14 protein-coding genes and 2 tRNA genes are annotated in these 15,036 nt (G+C 35.5%); 7 read left to right on the forward strand and 9 right to left on the reverse strand.

The window, feature by feature from the left end; translation table 11 throughout:
- Positions 1 to 95: 95 nt before the first annotated feature.
- Both IJE13_RS02505 and IJE13_RS02510 read right to left on the reverse strand, forming a co-directional pair.
- A complete protein-coding gene (locus IJE13_RS02505; protein ID WP_292776663.1) occupies positions 96 to 899 on the reverse strand; it encodes an alpha/beta hydrolase in 804 nt (267 codons plus the stop codon).
- Positions 900 to 944: 45 nt separating this feature from the next.
- Positions 945 to 1,853, reverse strand: coding sequence for a shikimate kinase (locus IJE13_RS02510; protein WP_292776666.1), 909 nt, complete (start codon positions 1,851 to 1,853; stop codon positions 945 to 947).
- Between the two features lie 284 nt (positions 1,854 to 2,137).
- On the opposite strand from IJE13_RS02510, the gene IJE13_RS02515 reads away from it, so the two are divergent.
- From IJE13_RS02515 to IJE13_RS02535, 5 genes are all read left to right on the forward strand, one after another.
- The gene (locus IJE13_RS02515; protein ID WP_292776669.1) at positions 2,138 to 2,974 is read left to right on the forward strand and encodes a S49 family peptidase; all 837 of its coding nucleotides are present in this window, start codon (positions 2,138 to 2,140) and stop codon (positions 2,972 to 2,974) included.
- 147 nt (positions 2,975 to 3,121) lie between these two features.
- Entirely contained in the window at positions 3,122 to 3,373 is a 252-nt protein-coding gene (locus tag IJE13_RS02520; RefSeq protein ID WP_292776672.1) for an MJ0307 family thioredoxin, read from the forward strand.
- Positions 3,374 to 3,646: 273 nt separating this feature from the next.
- Positions 3,647 to 4,762 carry a glycosyltransferase family 4 protein gene (locus IJE13_RS02525; RefSeq protein ID WP_292776674.1) on the forward strand — a complete coding sequence of 372 codons (1,116 nt, stop codon included), beginning with the start codon at positions 3,647 to 3,649 and terminating at the stop codon, positions 4,760 to 4,762.
- Between the two features lie 253 nt (positions 4,763 to 5,015).
- Positions 5,016 to 5,486: a cyclic pyranopterin monophosphate synthase MoaC gene (gene moaC, locus IJE13_RS02530; protein ID WP_292776676.1), complete on the forward strand. Its 471-nt coding sequence runs from the start codon at positions 5,016 to 5,018 to the stop codon at positions 5,484 to 5,486.
- A 118-nt stretch (positions 5,487 to 5,604) separates the two neighbouring features.
- Positions 5,605 to 7,686 (forward strand): DEAD/DEAH box helicase, encoded by a 2,082-nt coding sequence (locus IJE13_RS02535; RefSeq protein ID WP_292776799.1) that lies wholly within the window; start codon positions 5,605 to 5,607, stop codon positions 7,684 to 7,686.
- Between the two features lie 146 nt (positions 7,687 to 7,832).
- Here IJE13_RS02535 and IJE13_RS02540 read toward each other — a convergent pair whose 3' ends face one another.
- The gene (locus tag IJE13_RS02540; protein ID WP_292776679.1) at positions 7,833 to 8,135 is read right to left on the reverse strand and encodes a DUF2098 domain-containing protein; all 303 of its coding nucleotides are present in this window, start codon (positions 8,133 to 8,135) and stop codon (positions 7,833 to 7,835) included.
- Positions 8,136 to 8,189: 54 nt separating this feature from the next.
- Complete coding sequence (locus IJE13_RS02545; RefSeq protein WP_292776682.1) at positions 8,190 to 8,525, reverse strand: PRC-barrel domain-containing protein; 336 nt, start codon at positions 8,523 to 8,525, stop codon at positions 8,190 to 8,192.
- 244 nt (positions 8,526 to 8,769) lie between these two features.
- On the opposite strand from IJE13_RS02545, the gene IJE13_RS02550 reads away from it, so the two are divergent.
- Positions 8,770 to 10,476, forward strand: coding sequence for a tRNA uridine(34) 5-carboxymethylaminomethyl modification radical SAM/GNAT enzyme Elp3 (locus tag IJE13_RS02550; protein WP_292776684.1), 1,707 nt, complete (start codon positions 8,770 to 8,772; stop codon positions 10,474 to 10,476).
- 273 nt (positions 10,477 to 10,749) lie between these two features.
- Positions 10,750 to 11,475: a deoxyribose-phosphate aldolase gene (gene deoC / locus IJE13_RS02555; RefSeq protein ID WP_292776686.1), complete on the forward strand. Its 726-nt coding sequence runs from the start codon at positions 10,750 to 10,752 to the stop codon at positions 11,473 to 11,475.
- Between the two features lie 239 nt (positions 11,476 to 11,714).
- Here deoC and IJE13_RS02560 read toward each other — a convergent pair.
- The 5 genes from IJE13_RS02560 to IJE13_RS02580 all read right to left on the reverse strand — a co-directional run bounded on the left by IJE13_RS02560 (position 11,715) and on the right by IJE13_RS02580 (position 15,029).
- Positions 11,715 to 11,787 (reverse strand) — tRNA-Phe (locus IJE13_RS02560).
- A 3-nt stretch (positions 11,788 to 11,790) separates the two neighbouring features.
- Positions 11,791 to 11,862, reverse strand: a tRNA-Val gene (locus IJE13_RS02565).
- A 341-nt stretch (positions 11,863 to 12,203) separates the two neighbouring features.
- Positions 12,204 to 12,404 carry a histone family protein gene (locus IJE13_RS02570; protein WP_012956484.1) on the reverse strand — a complete coding sequence of 67 codons (201 nt, stop codon included), beginning with the start codon at positions 12,402 to 12,404 and terminating at the stop codon, positions 12,204 to 12,206.
- Positions 12,405 to 13,032: 628 nt separating this feature from the next.
- A complete protein-coding gene (locus tag IJE13_RS02575) occupies positions 13,033 to 14,307 on the reverse strand; it encodes a tRNA (N(6)-L-threonylcarbamoyladenosine(37)-C(2))-methylthiotransferase (protein WP_292776696.1) in 1,275 nt (424 codons plus the stop codon).
- A 77-nt stretch (positions 14,308 to 14,384) separates the two neighbouring features.
- The gene (locus IJE13_RS02580) at positions 14,385 to 15,029 is read right to left on the reverse strand and encodes an HVO_0476 family zinc finger protein (RefSeq protein ID WP_292776697.1); all 645 of its coding nucleotides are present in this window, start codon (positions 15,027 to 15,029) and stop codon (positions 14,385 to 14,387) included.
- Positions 15,030 to 15,036 lie beyond the last annotated feature (7 nt).

Raw genomic sequence — 15,036 nt, forward strand, 5'->3', positions numbered from 1 at the left:
ATAGCTAAATAAAAAAAGATTAGATAAAAAATAATAAAAGATAAGTTAAAAATGTAAAAGATTAGATTAAAAATCTAATCCAAATAATCAAAATTTTATTGATTTAAGAACTCATTGATAACTTTCTGGAACTCTTCAGACTGTTCCGCAAAGGCCATATGACCTGCATCCTTAATCAATGCGAATTCTGCACCATCTATGCCATCAGCCACTTCACGACCCAATTCAGGTGGGTTGATTCCATCATACTCAGCACCAATGACCAATGTCTTGCAAGTTACCTTGTCATAATCATTTGAATTGTCGAAATTAGCCAAGGATGCATCTTCTGCAGCCTTTTCCTCCTCATTCAATTCATAGCTTTCCTCACCATTCAATATCTCATCAATATTGAATTCACCATTGATGGCTTTTTCATAGGTTTGTGGAGCGAGACTTGCCTTTAATATTACAGCCATCATTTCTTCCTGGCTAACTTGAGTGATGTCAAGATCTGCTTCCTTTAAAAGTCTTGCAACTGATGAAGTCTTTCCGTTAGGCTTAGTGCATGCTAAAATCAGATGGTCAATGTCATCGGATTTCACTTCAGCTGCCCTAAGGGCAATGTAGGAACCCATTGAATATCCTAGAACATTGGCTTTTTCCAATCCCAATTCCTTAATGATTCCATGTACGTCATCTGCATGGTCATCGATTGTATATTCCTTAGGGCGTGTTGATTCACCATGACCTCTTGTATCAATTGTAATCACACGATAATCATCTTTAAACATGTCCCTTATCGGATACATGGTTGTCTTATCACCTGTAAGCCCGTGAATAAGCAATAACGCATTTTCACCCTCTTCTGTGTCATCTATACAAATTTCAATACCATTTACGTTTAAAAACTTTTTCATAGCAAAAACTCCCTATTCTAATGATTATTTAATAAGTTTCAATCTTTAAATGAATCTGGTTCCCTGATTATCCACTTTTGTTTCAATGACTCTTCCCTCAAAGGCATCCCAAGCATCTTTAACTTCATCGATGGAGCTCTCATCCACAATAGCTACAAATGAAGATCCTGTTCCGGACAATCCTGAAGCAAGTGCTCCAGCCTGAAGCGCATCAAGTGCAATGTCATTGTCAAATCCTAATGCATTTCCATATAAAAGGCCATTCAAGGTCAATGCTTCCAGATACTCCTTATCCATTGCCTTTTCAAATGCCATACTGACAAATGGAGCAACCAATTTCATCCTATCAACATCAGAAGATCCGCTTAGGGATTCCTCATTCGGCATGAAAACCAGGACATCATAATCAGGCATTTTTTCCTGAAGCCAAATCTCACGGTTGAGATTGTCTGTTACGGTAACTCCTCCAAAGAATGATGCTGTGGCATCATCAAAAGCTCCGGTAATTGTTACTCCAGCTTCAAGAGATGCCTCAATTCCAAAGTTGATTATCTGCATATCCTTCAATGGCTCCAGGCAAAATTCCCCTGCAATCAATGCAGCGGTAGCCATGACGACTGCATTGGACAATGCACTGCTTGAAGAAAGCCCTGAGCCTAAAGGCAAAGTGGATTTTGTTGTGACTTCAATACCTTGTCCATTTCCAAAATCCAGGCTAGGTATTATTTCATCAAAATCCAAGGCACTGCCTATCCCATAATGATCAAAAACCTTTTCCACACATAGGTTCATCAGATGAGGGTCAGCACCTATATCTGATGTGCAGTTGACGCCAACCTTTGAAAACTTGGCTTCAGCCTCAATTGCAAGGCCTATTCCAAATGCAGAGCCGAAACCGGTTGAAATCGCATTAATGATTGTTGCAGAACCTGGAGACAATACTTTTTTGCTCAAAATAATCACCTAAAATCCTAATATAATATATATAATACTCTTAAAATCAAATGATATATAGTTAATGTAATTATAATAAAATTTTAAAAAAACTCTAAACTAATTTTTAAAAAAAAATAAATCAAATTACCAAAATTCTCTAAACTAATTTTTATAAAAAAATAAACTTTATATTAATGTAAGTAAATATATTATAATACAATATTTTTTTAAATATAATAATTAAATTCAATGAAGATTTTAAAAAAAAATGATGATTTTAAATAAAACTAAGATGTGATACTATGAGTGAAAACAATATAGATTGGCTTAGCATAGGAATAGGTGCCTTTATCATATTGGCCATAGTGTTGCTTTTAGTTCTTATCCTGCCATTCGGCAATTTGGTTGAACAGCAAGATGAAATAGCTGTCATAACAATCAATGGTGCAGTCACATACGATTCATCAAACTCCACAAAGATATATACCAGCGCAAGCCATATTGAAAATGCATTGAATGATGCAAATTCAAATCCAAGCGTAAAAGCCATCGTTTTGGACATAAACAGCAAAGGCGGAAGCCAGGTGGCATGCCAGGAAATAGCTGAAATCATCAAGAATTCAGACAAGCCTGTCGTTGCATACATTGGAGACAAGGGATTGGATGAAAGCTATCTCATTGCAAGCGGTGCGGATTCCATTGTTGCAAGCACATCATCATCTGTTGGAGGAATCGGCCTCAGCTATATTGACAGCGGAAAATACTCCAAGGTCAAGCTTACCGGAGTGTACAATGAGGATTATCTCAAATTAAAGAAATCCAACGAGACAAATCCTGACAACCTTGCAAACGGTCAGAAAATGATTGACCAGGATTACACCCAATTCATTAAGATGATAGCTAAAAACAGGGATTTGGAACCTAATTACCTTGCAAAACTTGCTCACGGCAAAAAGTACAATGGAAACGAAGCCAAGAATCTTGGATTGGTCGACAAGATCGGAAACAAGAATAAGGCAATCGAATTGGCCGCTTCAAAAGCCAATGTGACCAATTACACTGCAACCAATTATCCAAAATCCAAAAAAAGCTTGACTGAAACCTTAAGCGAAAACAAGATATTCAATTTGGAATTATAGGATTACTGTTTAAATAGGAATATTTATATACTAACGAACAATAATATATAAATAAATTTGTAAAATAAGGATTTTATGAATTTATAATTACAATTTAACTATATACAAATAAAACTTAATTAAATTATTAAAATCAAAGGTGATAAAATGGTACACAAAATAGAAGTATTTACCTCACCAACCTGTCCACATTGTCCAGGTGCTGTGAAAGTTGTTGAAGAAGCAAAAGAAAAATTAGGTGACAAAATAGATGTGCAAATCCTCTCCATTGCTGATCCTGCAAACAGGGATTTAGCTATTGATTACGGGGTACATGCAGTACCTGCAATTGCAATCAACAACAGCTTAGCATTTATTGGTGCTCCAACTCTTAAAGAACTATTAGAAAGATTAGAATAATTGCATTTACAATTTTCTATAATTTTTCTTTTTTTACTATTTTTTAATATTTTTTAACTATCTTTTCTTTATCTCTTATTTTTAAACTATCTTTAAACTATTTCTAATTTCTTTAAGACTATTTTTTAAATAAAAATAAAATAAATTTCTAAACTTTTTTTAAAATAAAAATAAATAGAATTAATAAAATATATTATAATAATTAGAATTTTTCTAAATAAAATTCATTCTATCAAAAATAATAATCAATAAACTTTTTATAAGAGGTAAAATATGAAAATTGCAATGGTCGGACAGTTTCCACCACACATTGGAGGAGTTGGAGTTCATATACACACATTGGCAAAGGAATTAATAAAACAAGGCCATGAGGTCTATGTCATCACCTATCCCCACAAGGACATCAAGGACATTGATGGAATCCATGTTATCGGCACTAAAGGGGTAAACATTCCAGGACTTAGAGGATTATTCTTTGCAATCAATGCCAAAAAGGAACTTAAAAGGCTAATCAAAGAGGAAAACATTGACATAATCCATGGACACTACCTTTTCCCTGCAGGATGGGCAAGCGTAAGGGCTGGAAAAGCGACCAAAACCAAAACCTATGTGACCTCCCACGGATCAGACATGTTCGAACTCTATAAGAAGCAAGCCTTCACACGACCTCTTATCAAAAAAGTGCTTAAGGATGCGGATGTTGTTCTTGCAGTAAGCAATGCATTGAAAGATGAAATCATAAACACCAAAATCCCAAATATTGAAGAAAAGACTAAATTGCACTGGAATAGTGTAGATGTCAATAAGTTTAAAACTACAAAAGAAAACGAAAGTAAATTTAAGAAAGAATTGGTCAAAGAATTCAACATAGAAGAAGACAAACCTATCATTTTATTCATCGGAAATATAATTAAAAGAAAGAATGTTGACCTGCTGATTGAAGCTAAAGAAATTATGGACACATCAGCCAATCTTGTCATTGTAGGTGACGGCCCTCATCTTGAAGATCTGAAGAAAAGATATGAAAAGGAACATTCCAATGGAAATATTGACAACGTATACTTTACAGGTTCCAGAAATGATGTTGAAGACATCATCCCAAGCTGTGATCTCCTTGTCTTGCCATCCCATAGTGAAAGTTTCGGACTTGTGCTCATTGAAGCCTTGGCATGTGGAAAGCCAGTCATTGGAAGTGATGTCGGCGGAATAAGGGAGATAATAACAGAAGAGGTCGGCCTATTGATTGATCCGAATGATGCATCAGATTTGGCAAATACCATTGATAGGATATTGGGTGATGAGGAGCTTATGGAAAAGTTCAAGTCAAATGCGAGAAATAGGGCAATGGACTTCGGGCAAACCAAATTGCCTTATGATGAATTGAATTGAAAATTACAAATGCTTTAGAATACACAATCAAAGTGAAAAATGATAAGAACATTGTAAAATTGATTTAAGTTAATAAATTTCATTTAAATTAGAAAATAATAATTATTTAGCGAAATTACAATCAGATTTTAGATAATAGTTATTAATAATGAAAAATAAAAGTTAAAATAGAAATAAAATCAAGCAAAATTTATGAATTAGAAATTGAAGCTAAAAAATATTTATCAAATTATCAATTAGTAGAGGTTATCAAATGGGAGAAAAGGAATTTACTCATCTAACTGAAACTGGAGTTCATATGGTGGAAGTTGGAGAAAAGCCACAGCAAAGAAGAACTGCTGTTGCAAGCGGAAAGATTCATCTTCAAAAGGAAACAATTGAAATGATCAAGAATGCGGAAATCAAAAAGGGAAATGTATTGACAACCGCACAGATTGCTGGAATTCAGGCTGTCAAGAAGACATCAGACATCATCCCACTATGCCATCCATTGAATCTTAGTGGAATCGAAATAGAGTTTGATGTTGGAGAAACCGAAATCACTGCAACTTGCGAGTGCAGACTTACCGGACAGACCGGAGTGGAAATGGAAGCGATCACAGGTGTTAGTGTGGCTTTGCTTACCATCTGGGACATGACAAAGGCAGTTGAAAAGGATGAAAACGGACAATACCCTGATACAAAAATCTCCGACATAGTCGTCCTTAAAAAGGAAAAATTATAGTTAGATTCCTTTAAACTATTAAAACTCATCAAATGCTCTATGAAAATAAAGATTTTATATTAAAATAAAATATATTATGAAAAATGTATTTTGAAATAATATTTTAAAAATTATTTGACTGATTTATATGGAAAACATCCCTGAAAACATCAAGACAATCATCAATAGATGCTATCCCTACATTGAGGAGTTCAATCCTGCACAAAAGGCAGTGATTGAATCAGGCTACCTTGAAAACAATAGGAATTGTGTCATTGCCATTCCTACCGCCAGCGGAAAAACCGTACTTGGGATAATGGCTGCCCTCAAATCCATTTTAGATGGTGGAAAAGCTGTTTATGCCGCTCCTCTTCTCTCAATCCAAAACGAGAAAGTGAAGGAATTCAAGAAATTCGAGGAATTTGGAATCAAGGTAGGAAAGCATCCATCATCTGCAGACCTGTCAGTTATGGTCTTTGAATCATTTGATGCATTGACCCGTTTTTCCTGGGATGCCCTAAGGGAAGTCGACACATTGATCATTGACGAATTCCATATGATCGGCGAATTCACAAGAGGCCCTACAATAGAATGTGCAATCACAAGGGCAAAGATAATCAATCCATCCTTAAGAATCATTGCATTGTCTGCAACACTTGAGAATATGGGAGAGATACAAAGCTGGCTTGATGCGACTGTTGTGGAACATGACTATAGGCCAGTCCCATTGAACAAGGATGTTCTGGACACTGAAATGTTCAATACAAAGAACAAGAATGATGTGGTTGTGAAGGTCATCGAAAAGGCCATTGAAGATGATTCACAGGCATTGAGCTTCGTTTCAACAAGAAGATTTACAGAAAGCCTTGCAAGCTATGTTGCCGGAAAGCTGAAAAGGAAAACCACTGCAGAGCAAAAAGTGCGCTTCAAGGAAGTTGCAGACAGATTGCTTGCTGTGCCTGAGAAGAAGGGATCAAGGCCAACATCCACTTGTCTCAAATTGGCTGAAAGCTGTGAAAACGGTGCTGTTTTCCACCATGCAGGACTTTTCAGCGAACAGAAGGAAATCATTGAAGAGGAATTCAGAAACGGCAATATCCTGATGATTGCAGCAACTCCAAGCCTGATGTATGGAGTCAACCTCCCTTCAAAATATGTTGTCATTAGGGATTACACCAGATGGACCTCAGACGGACCTCAGGCAATTCCTGTCTTCGATTATGAACAGATGTCAGGAAGGGCGGGAAGGCCACAATACGATGATACAGGATATTCCTATTTGGTTGCAAAATCCATGGAAGAGGCCATAACACTTGAAGAGCGTTACATCAATGGGCAGGTGGAACCGACAAACTCCAAATTGATTGAGAACAAGGATGCCGTATTCAAGCAAATAATCGCACAGGTGGCTTCAACCCTTTCAAAAACTCCTGAAGAGCTTCAAGACTTTTTCACCAAGACATTCTATGGATATCAGATGACTGCAAATTCCTCCATGAGCTTCTTCGCTGAAGAGAGCTTGAAATTCGAGATAATGAATGCATTGGAATTCCTGATTCAAAACCAGATTCTTCAAGCCACACCAAGCGGATTGAAGACAACCCCATTCGGAAATCTGATAGCAAGGTCCAACTATAGCGTTGAAACAGCTGTAAAGATCAAGGAATATGCAAACAATCTTGACAAATTCAGCCCAGAGGCTCTCATATATCAATTGTCACAGACTCCAGACATGCCTCTCATTTCATTTAAAGGCAGAAAATCCAAAGACCCTGTTCGTGAAAAGCTTTCAAGCTACGGACTCTTTGCCATTGATATAGGCAATCCTGAAGCTACAGCGGTATCCTTAATCGAATGGATCAATGAAAGGACAGAGTACCAAATAGAAAACGCCTATCATGTTTACTCATCATCCACCAGACGCTCCGCTTATGAAGCGTCCCTCCTCGTCAGATTTACAAAGAATACCCTTGAAGTTCTTGGAAAGTATTCATATTCAAAAGACTTGGATTTCCTATCAGCAAGACTTTATTATGGTGTGAAGGAAGACATCATTCCTCTTGTGATTGGTGTGAAACGTTTGGGAAGACGTCGTGCAAGGGCATTGGTCAATGCATTCGGCGAAGACTTAAGGCCATATTCAGAAAAAGAGCTTCAAAAGGTCGAAGGAATCGGTCCAAAATTAGCTGCAAAGATCAAAAACTTTACAGATAATAATTAATTTTATCTTTAACTTTTTTTTAAAAAAGATAATAATTAATGAAAATCTGTTACTATTTTTAAAAAAAGATTATAATAAATTTAAATTGCTAAAAAGTAATTTGTAAAAATATAAAAAAAGAGACAATAAAAAAATAAGGAAGAGGATTATCCTCCACCTTCACATCCTTGAATGTCATTTAAGTTGGCATTGAGTTCCTCATAGCTTTCCTTAATGTCCTTGACCTTTTCAAGAGTGTCCTTGTCAAGGCTTTCAACATCAACGATGTCCTTTTCGTTGACAACTTCCAAAGAATCGGCTGCATACCACAATGCAGGTTCATCAAGTTTTACCCATTGCTCGTTGTCTTCCTCTTTCAAGTCAACAACTTTGCTTATGGTACCGGTTCCTGTATATCTTATAAAAGCGCCTACGTCAATGGTTTCTCCTCGAATATCACAAAAACTCATGTTATCACCAATAAGTTTTAAACGCTTCAAAGAAGAAAATCAATAAAATTGAATTTATTCTATTTTTACTTCTTCAGCTTCTTCTTCAGCTTCTTCCGCTTCATCAACAATTTCAGCTTCAACCTCTTCCACTTCTTCCTTGGATTTTTCAGCTTCTTCAATTGCAGCTTCCTTGTTGATTTCCTTATCTAACAATACATAATCTCCAATGCTTTTTACATCTTCAAAGTCAACTTCGATTTTGTTGGAAGAGATGAAGTTTTTCTTGAGGACAACGGTAATAGCAGTGATTTTTCCTTCTACAGGATCAAATTCAGCATCATCGATCTTACCTACTTCATTTGCATTGGCATCTAAAGCCATCATACCTAATAATTGTTTAATTTTCATTCTAATACCTCAATTATTAATTCTTATGAAATCATGTTAATAAAATATTAATTTAACATAATCTCAATTATTTAAGAATATGAATTGAAAATTATATAAACTTATCTAAAAATTTCTTTTATAGTAATAAAATTTATATAATATATGAAAATAATTTAATATTTTAAGAGGCAAATATAAGTATAGCAATTAAAATAATTATAAGAAACAATATTATGAAGAACATTTATCAGTGGTGGACTGAATGGAAGAAGCGTGTCGAATTATCATAGAAGATATCATAAATGGAAAGATAAGCACTCGCCGTGAGCTTGAAGTGGAAAAAAGACAGCTCTGCAGAGATAGGAATCTGAAGAAATTTATGAGCAATTCTGTAATCCTGGAACATGCAAGCCTTGAGGAAAAGAAGATCGTTTCCAATCTGCTCAAGAAGAAACCGACCAGAACAATCTCTGGAGTGGCAATCGTTGCAGTCATGTGCCATCCCCACCAATGCCCTCACGGAAGATGCTATTACTGTCCGGAAAGCGACATAGCACCTCCAAGCTATACCGGTGAGGAACCTGCCGCACTTAGAGGCAGAATGTTCAAGTTCCATCCATATGTCCAATGCTACAACCGCCTGAAGCAATTGCATAAGGTAGGACATCCCATCGATAAGGTGGAACTGATCATCATGGGAGGAACCTTTCCTTCAAAGGATATCTGCTATCAGGAATGGTTCGTTTCCCAATGCCTTAAGGCAATGAGCGATTTCGGAGTGATTCTTGAAAACATCACTGAAATCGATGACATCGAGTCATTTGAAAAGGAAGACCTTTTGAAATATCCTCCATACAGCAACAATGCCCTTAAGACTTATCCTCCAAGCGATTATGTCCTTATAGATGACATCCAAAGGATCAATGAAAGCTCCAAGGTCAGATGCATTGGAATGACCTTTGAGACAAGACCTGACTACTGCAAGGAGCCTCATGTTGACAGAATGCTGAATATGGGTGTCACAAGGGTTGAATTAGGGGTTCAGACCATTCACAACCATATTTATGAAAAGATCAAGAGAGGGCACACCGTTGAGGATGTCATTGATGCAAACAGAATCCTAAGGGATTCCGGAGTTAAGGTAGCCATGCATATGATGCCTGGACTTTTCCCACTTGCAAGGGAGGAGCCTAGAATAGAGCAATGCCCAGAAAAGGATCTGGAGATGTTCAAGGAAATATTCACCAATGAGAACTTCAAGCCGGACATGCTAAAGATCTATCCTTGCCTTGTAACTGAAGGCAGTGAACTCCATCAATTATGGAAAGAAGGAAAATACAGACCTTATAGCGATGAGGAAGCAGTTGACCTGATTGTGCAAATCAAGAAGATTCTTCCTAAATGGGTAAGGACCATGAGAATCCAAAGGGATATCCCTTCAACATTGATTGAGGATGGGGTCAAGAAATCAAACCTGGGGGAACTTGTCTATAACCGTCTTGAGGAAGAGGATATCAATTGCCAATGCATAAGATGCAGGGAAATAGGCCATAAGAAGACAAAAGAGGAGTACACTCTTGATGATTATAAGCTCTTTGAAGAGGATTACATTGCTACAAATGGACAGGAACATTTCCTATCAATTGAAGACATAAATGAGGAAAGCCTTGCAGGATTCTTAAGATTGAGAATGCCTTCCCCAAAAGCCCATAGGGAAGAGATAGATGATAAGACAGCCATTGTACGGGAATTGCATGTTTACGGAAATATGTTGAAAATAGGTCAAAAAGGAAATAACATTGGTCAGCACACAGGCTTTGGTGAGAAATTGCTTAAGCGTGCAGAGGAGATAAGCATTGACCAGAACAAGGAAGAGCTTTTGATCATCAGCGGAATTGGGGCAAGAAACTATTACCGTAAGTTCGGATATGAACGTAAAGGTCCTTATATGTCTAAGAAATTAGTATAAATAAATTATTTTTAGATAATGTTTCAAGATTGTTTCACATATTTTCTTAAAAATATTGAAACAATCAGACAAGACAAAAGTATTATATAGTTTGAAGTTAAACTAACTATTATATACATATAAAACTAATATTAATTTAATGGATGATATTTTTAAAATATTTGAAATTAAATTAGATTGATAAATCATATTTATTGGAGATTATGATTTGATTTAATATGAATCATATTTATTGGAGATTAGAATCGTTTTAAAAATAGGGAGATGACTTAAATGATCAACAAAGCTGAAAAACTTGCACAAGCTATTGAATTTACTCATTTGGATAATACTGCAACAGTAGAGGAGATGAAGGCATTCTTCGCAAAAGCTAAGGAATATCCTTTCTATGCAGTTGTAGTCTTGCCACATTTCGTTAAATTGGCAAAAGAGGAATTGAAGGACACAGACATGAAAGTGGTTACTGTTGTCGACTTCCCATTAGGTGCTGGAAACACTGAAGGAAAAGTGGCTGAAGCGAAAGCTGCAATTGCAGACGGCGCAGATGAAATCGACATGATGGCAAACATTCCTGCAATCAAGGAACGTGACTTCGAATATGTGAAAAATGACATTGCAGCAGTCAAGGAAGCGGTTGGAGACCACATCCTTAAGGTAATTATTGAAAACCCTCTTCTTAATGAAGATGAAATGGCAGGAGCTTCCAGAATGTGTGAAGAGGGAGGAGCTGATTTCGTCAAGACCTCAAGCGGTTTCAATGGAAAACAGCATTTCTATTCCTTGATGGAAAGTTTAAGAATCATGAAAAAGAATGCACCTCACCTTGAAATGAAAGCGGCAGGTGGGATTGACAACTATAAATTAGCAAATAATGTCCTTGCTGCAGGTGTTACCAAGATTGGAACCTCATCAGGACACATAATTATGGATCAACTTAATCATGTGCTTGACAACCAGAAAGTGGATCCTAATCAAAAAACAGGCCCTAGGCTTATTTAAACATTTTTAAGAAATTTTAAATTTTAAATTTCTTTTTTTATTTTATTTTTATAAGTTTTTTATAACTCTTTTTAAAATAGAAATTTCTTCTTTTTTTACTTATTTTTTTTAAATATTATAAATCAACTCTTTTTAAAATAGAAATTTTTTAGTTTTTATTCTTTTAATTAGGTTTAGTTTTGTCTTTTTTAAAAAATAGTTCGTATAAATAAAAACTAAATATTCTTGGATAAAAAAAGTGCCGTAGGCCGGACTTGAACCAGCGACATCCAGATCTTCAGTCTGGCGTTCTCCCAACTGAACTACTACGGCAAATGGACCGAACGAGATTCGAACTCGTGATCACCGCCATGTCAAGGCGGTATCATACCCCTAGACCACCGGTCCTTCTTACTCATTAAAATATGTTTATAATTATATATAAATGTTTCTAAAACTAGTTTTTTTGAAATTTAAATCGAAAAATTCCAATTAAAAATAACTCTTTTTAAAAACGAAAAACCTTAAAAACCGAGGTCTAGAATCAATCATCTAAGATGATAGACATATTAAAATATGTTAATAATTGCATATAAACTTAATGGAAAAAATAGATTGAGAAATATAATTAGATAATGATAAATTCATTTAAAAATAGATAAAAGTGGATAAAAAATTTGAAAAAAAAAATAATTGGCCAATAAAGATCTTGGCCAATAGTTAACAGTTAAAAACTAGAGATAACAAAATTATTTGATTGCTAATTTGATATCTTCAGCTTTTACGGTTTTTCTACCAGCGTGGCGTGCGAAATTAACTGCTTTTTTAGCTAATTCGTCACCTTTTTCTTCAAGAGCTTCAGCTAATGCAACTTTTGCATCATCACTAATTCTTTGTGCGCCAGCATTTTTTAAAATACGACCGACAGGTGCGATTGGTAATTCACTCATATTTTCACCTCCAATTGAAAGTTTATTATACATAGTATATAAATGTTTTGCTTTTTTAATGGCATTAAATCACTTATTATCCAAAAAATAGTAATAAAAATATAGATTTTCGAATAATGAGAAATATTAAAACTCATTAGAAAAATATAATAGAAAATATATAAAAAATGGGATTTTTAAAGCCTTAGAACTCTTAAAAATTAAACCTTTTAAAAACTCTTAATTCTTTAAATAAATAGCCAAATATCTTTATTTAATCAAATAAAGAACATATAGTCTTTAAAAAAGCAAAATAAGAAAATTTTTCTTTAAAAGCTAAATAAAATATTAATCAGTCTTTAAAATAAAAATACAAGATAAATTTAAGGTTAATTCAAAAAATAGTCAATTTTAAAAGAGTTTTTTACCTAAATTTTCTAAGAATTTTCTAAATAAAAAAATAATGAAAATTATATGATGAAATTGATGGAAAATAGAAAAAAATACTTAAAAAAATCATTAGGGAATTATTAATTCAATAAAAGGAAAATAAGAAAAGAATAAAAGAAAAAAATTTATCTAAAAAATCAACAAGTTAAAAGAAAAAAAGAAAATTTTGATCAAATATTAAACAGTCATTGAAAAAGAACTAAATCTTATGACCAATCAAATAAGTTCCGGTTGTCTTGTCAATGTGAACCTTGATGAATTCCCCTAACTCGACATCATGAACAACCACAGGAACATATGAATCGGTCTTTGCAATGAATCCTCCTTTGGAACCCTTTTCAACAACCAATGCATTCAATTCCTTATCCTGAAGGCATTTGTTTTCATCTTCAATGATTTCAAACTTAAGGTCAGATAGGATCTTGGACCTTCTCTTCATATCCTCAAATGGAATGTTCTCAAGATTAGATGAAGTAGCACCTTCCCTATGCTGATATTTGGATAGATGAATCAGATTGAATTTGATCTCTTCAATCAATTCCTTAGTCTTCAGGAAGTCCTCTTCAGTTTCAGTAGGATATCCTATGATGATATCGGTAGCCAATGTAAGGTCTGGAATTTCCTCCTTGAACCTGTAGACAATTTTCTTATATTCCTCAACTGTATGATTCCTTCTCATATGCTTCAGGACTGCATCACTGCCTGATTGTATAGGCATATGAATGAACTTATACACCTTTTCCATCTTAAATGCATCAATCAGATCCTCAAGGTCGCTTCCAATGTTTTTAGGGTGCATCATTCCAACACGTACCCTAAAGTCCCCTTCCAGACTAGCCACTTCCCTGATTAAATCAGCCAACCTTTCTCCAGTGTCCTTTCCAAATGCGGAAGTGTCCTGAGCGGTTAGCTCAATCTCAACACAGCCATCTTCAATGGCTTCTTTGGCTTCCTTGACAATGTCCGCAATAGGATAGCTGTTGAGATGTCCTCTTGCAAAACGGGTGCAGCAATAGCTGCAGGAACCTAAACATCCCTCACAGATTTGGATAACATGAATATATGGGTCCTTACGTATCTTAGGAACACAAACCTTAGGCTCATCTGAAAAGCCGAACTCCCTAAGCATCTCTCCACCGACAGCTGACTTGACAACTTCAGCAGTCTTATTCAATTGGTGGGGACCTATCCATGAACAGTTTGGCCCTATGGCATCAAGCTTCTTTTGATCCACTTCAACCATGCATCCTGCAACGATTATTTCCTTATCCGGAAATTCCTTCTGAAGAGCCTTGATTCTATTGATGACCTTGCTTTCAGTAGGCAACTTTACATAACAGGTATTCACAATGATTGCATCCGCTTCCTCATAGCTCTCTGCAATCTCAATATCATTGACATTTAAGATACCTGCCATGATTTCAGAATCAGCCTGATTGAATGTACATCCGTAAGTCTCTATAAACACTTTCATATTATCATCTAAAAATAGAAATAAGTTCTTTTGGGATAATATTAAATCCCAAATTAAATGAATAAAAATTAAATAAATTATTTTTTAGGTTTCTTGTCCAAAGGCTTTGCCTGAACAATATATTTGGTCAAGTCATAATCATAATGATTGAACTTGACAGGCTTTGCATAAACTCTCTTGATGACCTTTGCCTTTGCATAACCTTTGGTAGTCTTTCTCTCTTCTGTCTTGATCACATGAACTCTTGCAACATACTTATCGATTTTAAGAATGTCATCAACCGCTATCTTGAAGTCACGTTCGGTTTCACATTTGAATGACGCAACTTTTCCATGCAAGTCGATTGAAACGCCAAAACGTGCAGGAATCTCTTCAGATGAAGCCCAAATGGTACTTACCTCACGTGCAATGGCTTTCTTAACTCTCTTTTCTCCTTCAAGCTCCAAAGAAGTGATCTTCACCTTTCCAAGCTCTGACATCAGGAAATCCCCGACTGCAAGTTCCTCATCAGGGAATAAGTCAATAAATATCTTATGAGTATCTTCATGTTCACTAATGATCAATCTATATGGCTTCGGATTTTCCTGGGCAATCCTTTCCTTATAAACGGAACCGCATTCGTCACATTTCAATAGGAATTCTCTGATTTCCTTGCTTTTGCCCTTGATGAGCTTATTCTTTAAAATGACTGCCTCATCACATCCGCAAACTGGACAAACCATATTCTCA

It is taken from the genome of Methanobrevibacter sp., from assembly GCF_017410345.1.
Taxonomy (GTDB): Archaea; Methanobacteriota; Methanobacteria; order Methanobacteriales; family Methanobacteriaceae; genus Methanobrevibacter.

Bases quoted from the DNA above. Each gene is read 5' to 3' on its own strand.
- IJE13_RS02550 (WP_292776684.1), top strand. From the start codon at position 8,770: ATGGAAGAAGCGTGTCGAATTATCATAGAAGATATCATAAATGGAAAG.
- IJE13_RS02540 (WP_292776679.1), bottom strand. From the start codon at position 8,135: ATGAGTTTTTGTGATATTCGAGGAGAAACCATTGACGTAGGCGCTTTT.
- moaC (WP_292776676.1), top strand. From the start codon at position 5,016: ATGGGAGAAAAGGAATTTACTCATCTAACTGAAACTGGAGTTCATATG.
- deoC (WP_292776686.1), top strand. From the start codon at position 10,750: ATGATCAACAAAGCTGAAAAACTTGCACAAGCTATTGAATTTACTCAT.
- IJE13_RS02580 (WP_292776697.1), bottom strand. From the start codon at position 15,029: ATGGTTTGTCCAGTTTGCGGATGTGATGAGGCAGTCATTTTAAAGAAT.
- IJE13_RS02505 (WP_292776663.1), bottom strand. From the start codon at position 899: ATGAAAAAGTTTTTAAACGTAAATGGTATTGAAATTTGTATAGATGAC.
- IJE13_RS02520 (WP_292776672.1), top strand. From the start codon at position 3,122: ATGGTACACAAAATAGAAGTATTTACCTCACCAACCTGTCCACATTGT.
- IJE13_RS02545 (WP_292776682.1), bottom strand. From the start codon at position 8,525: ATGAAAATTAAACAATTATTAGGTATGATGGCTTTAGATGCCAATGCA.
- IJE13_RS02525 (WP_292776674.1), top strand. From the start codon at position 3,647: ATGAAAATTGCAATGGTCGGACAGTTTCCACCACACATTGGAGGAGTT.
- IJE13_RS02515 (WP_292776669.1), top strand. From the start codon at position 2,138: ATGAGTGAAAACAATATAGATTGGCTTAGCATAGGAATAGGTGCCTTT.
- IJE13_RS02575 (WP_292776696.1), bottom strand. From the start codon at position 14,307: ATGAAAGTGTTTATAGAGACTTACGGATGTACATTCAATCAGGCTGAT.
- IJE13_RS02570 (WP_012956484.1), bottom strand. From the start codon at position 12,404: ATGAGTGAATTACCAATCGCACCTGTCGGTCGTATTTTAAAAAATGCT.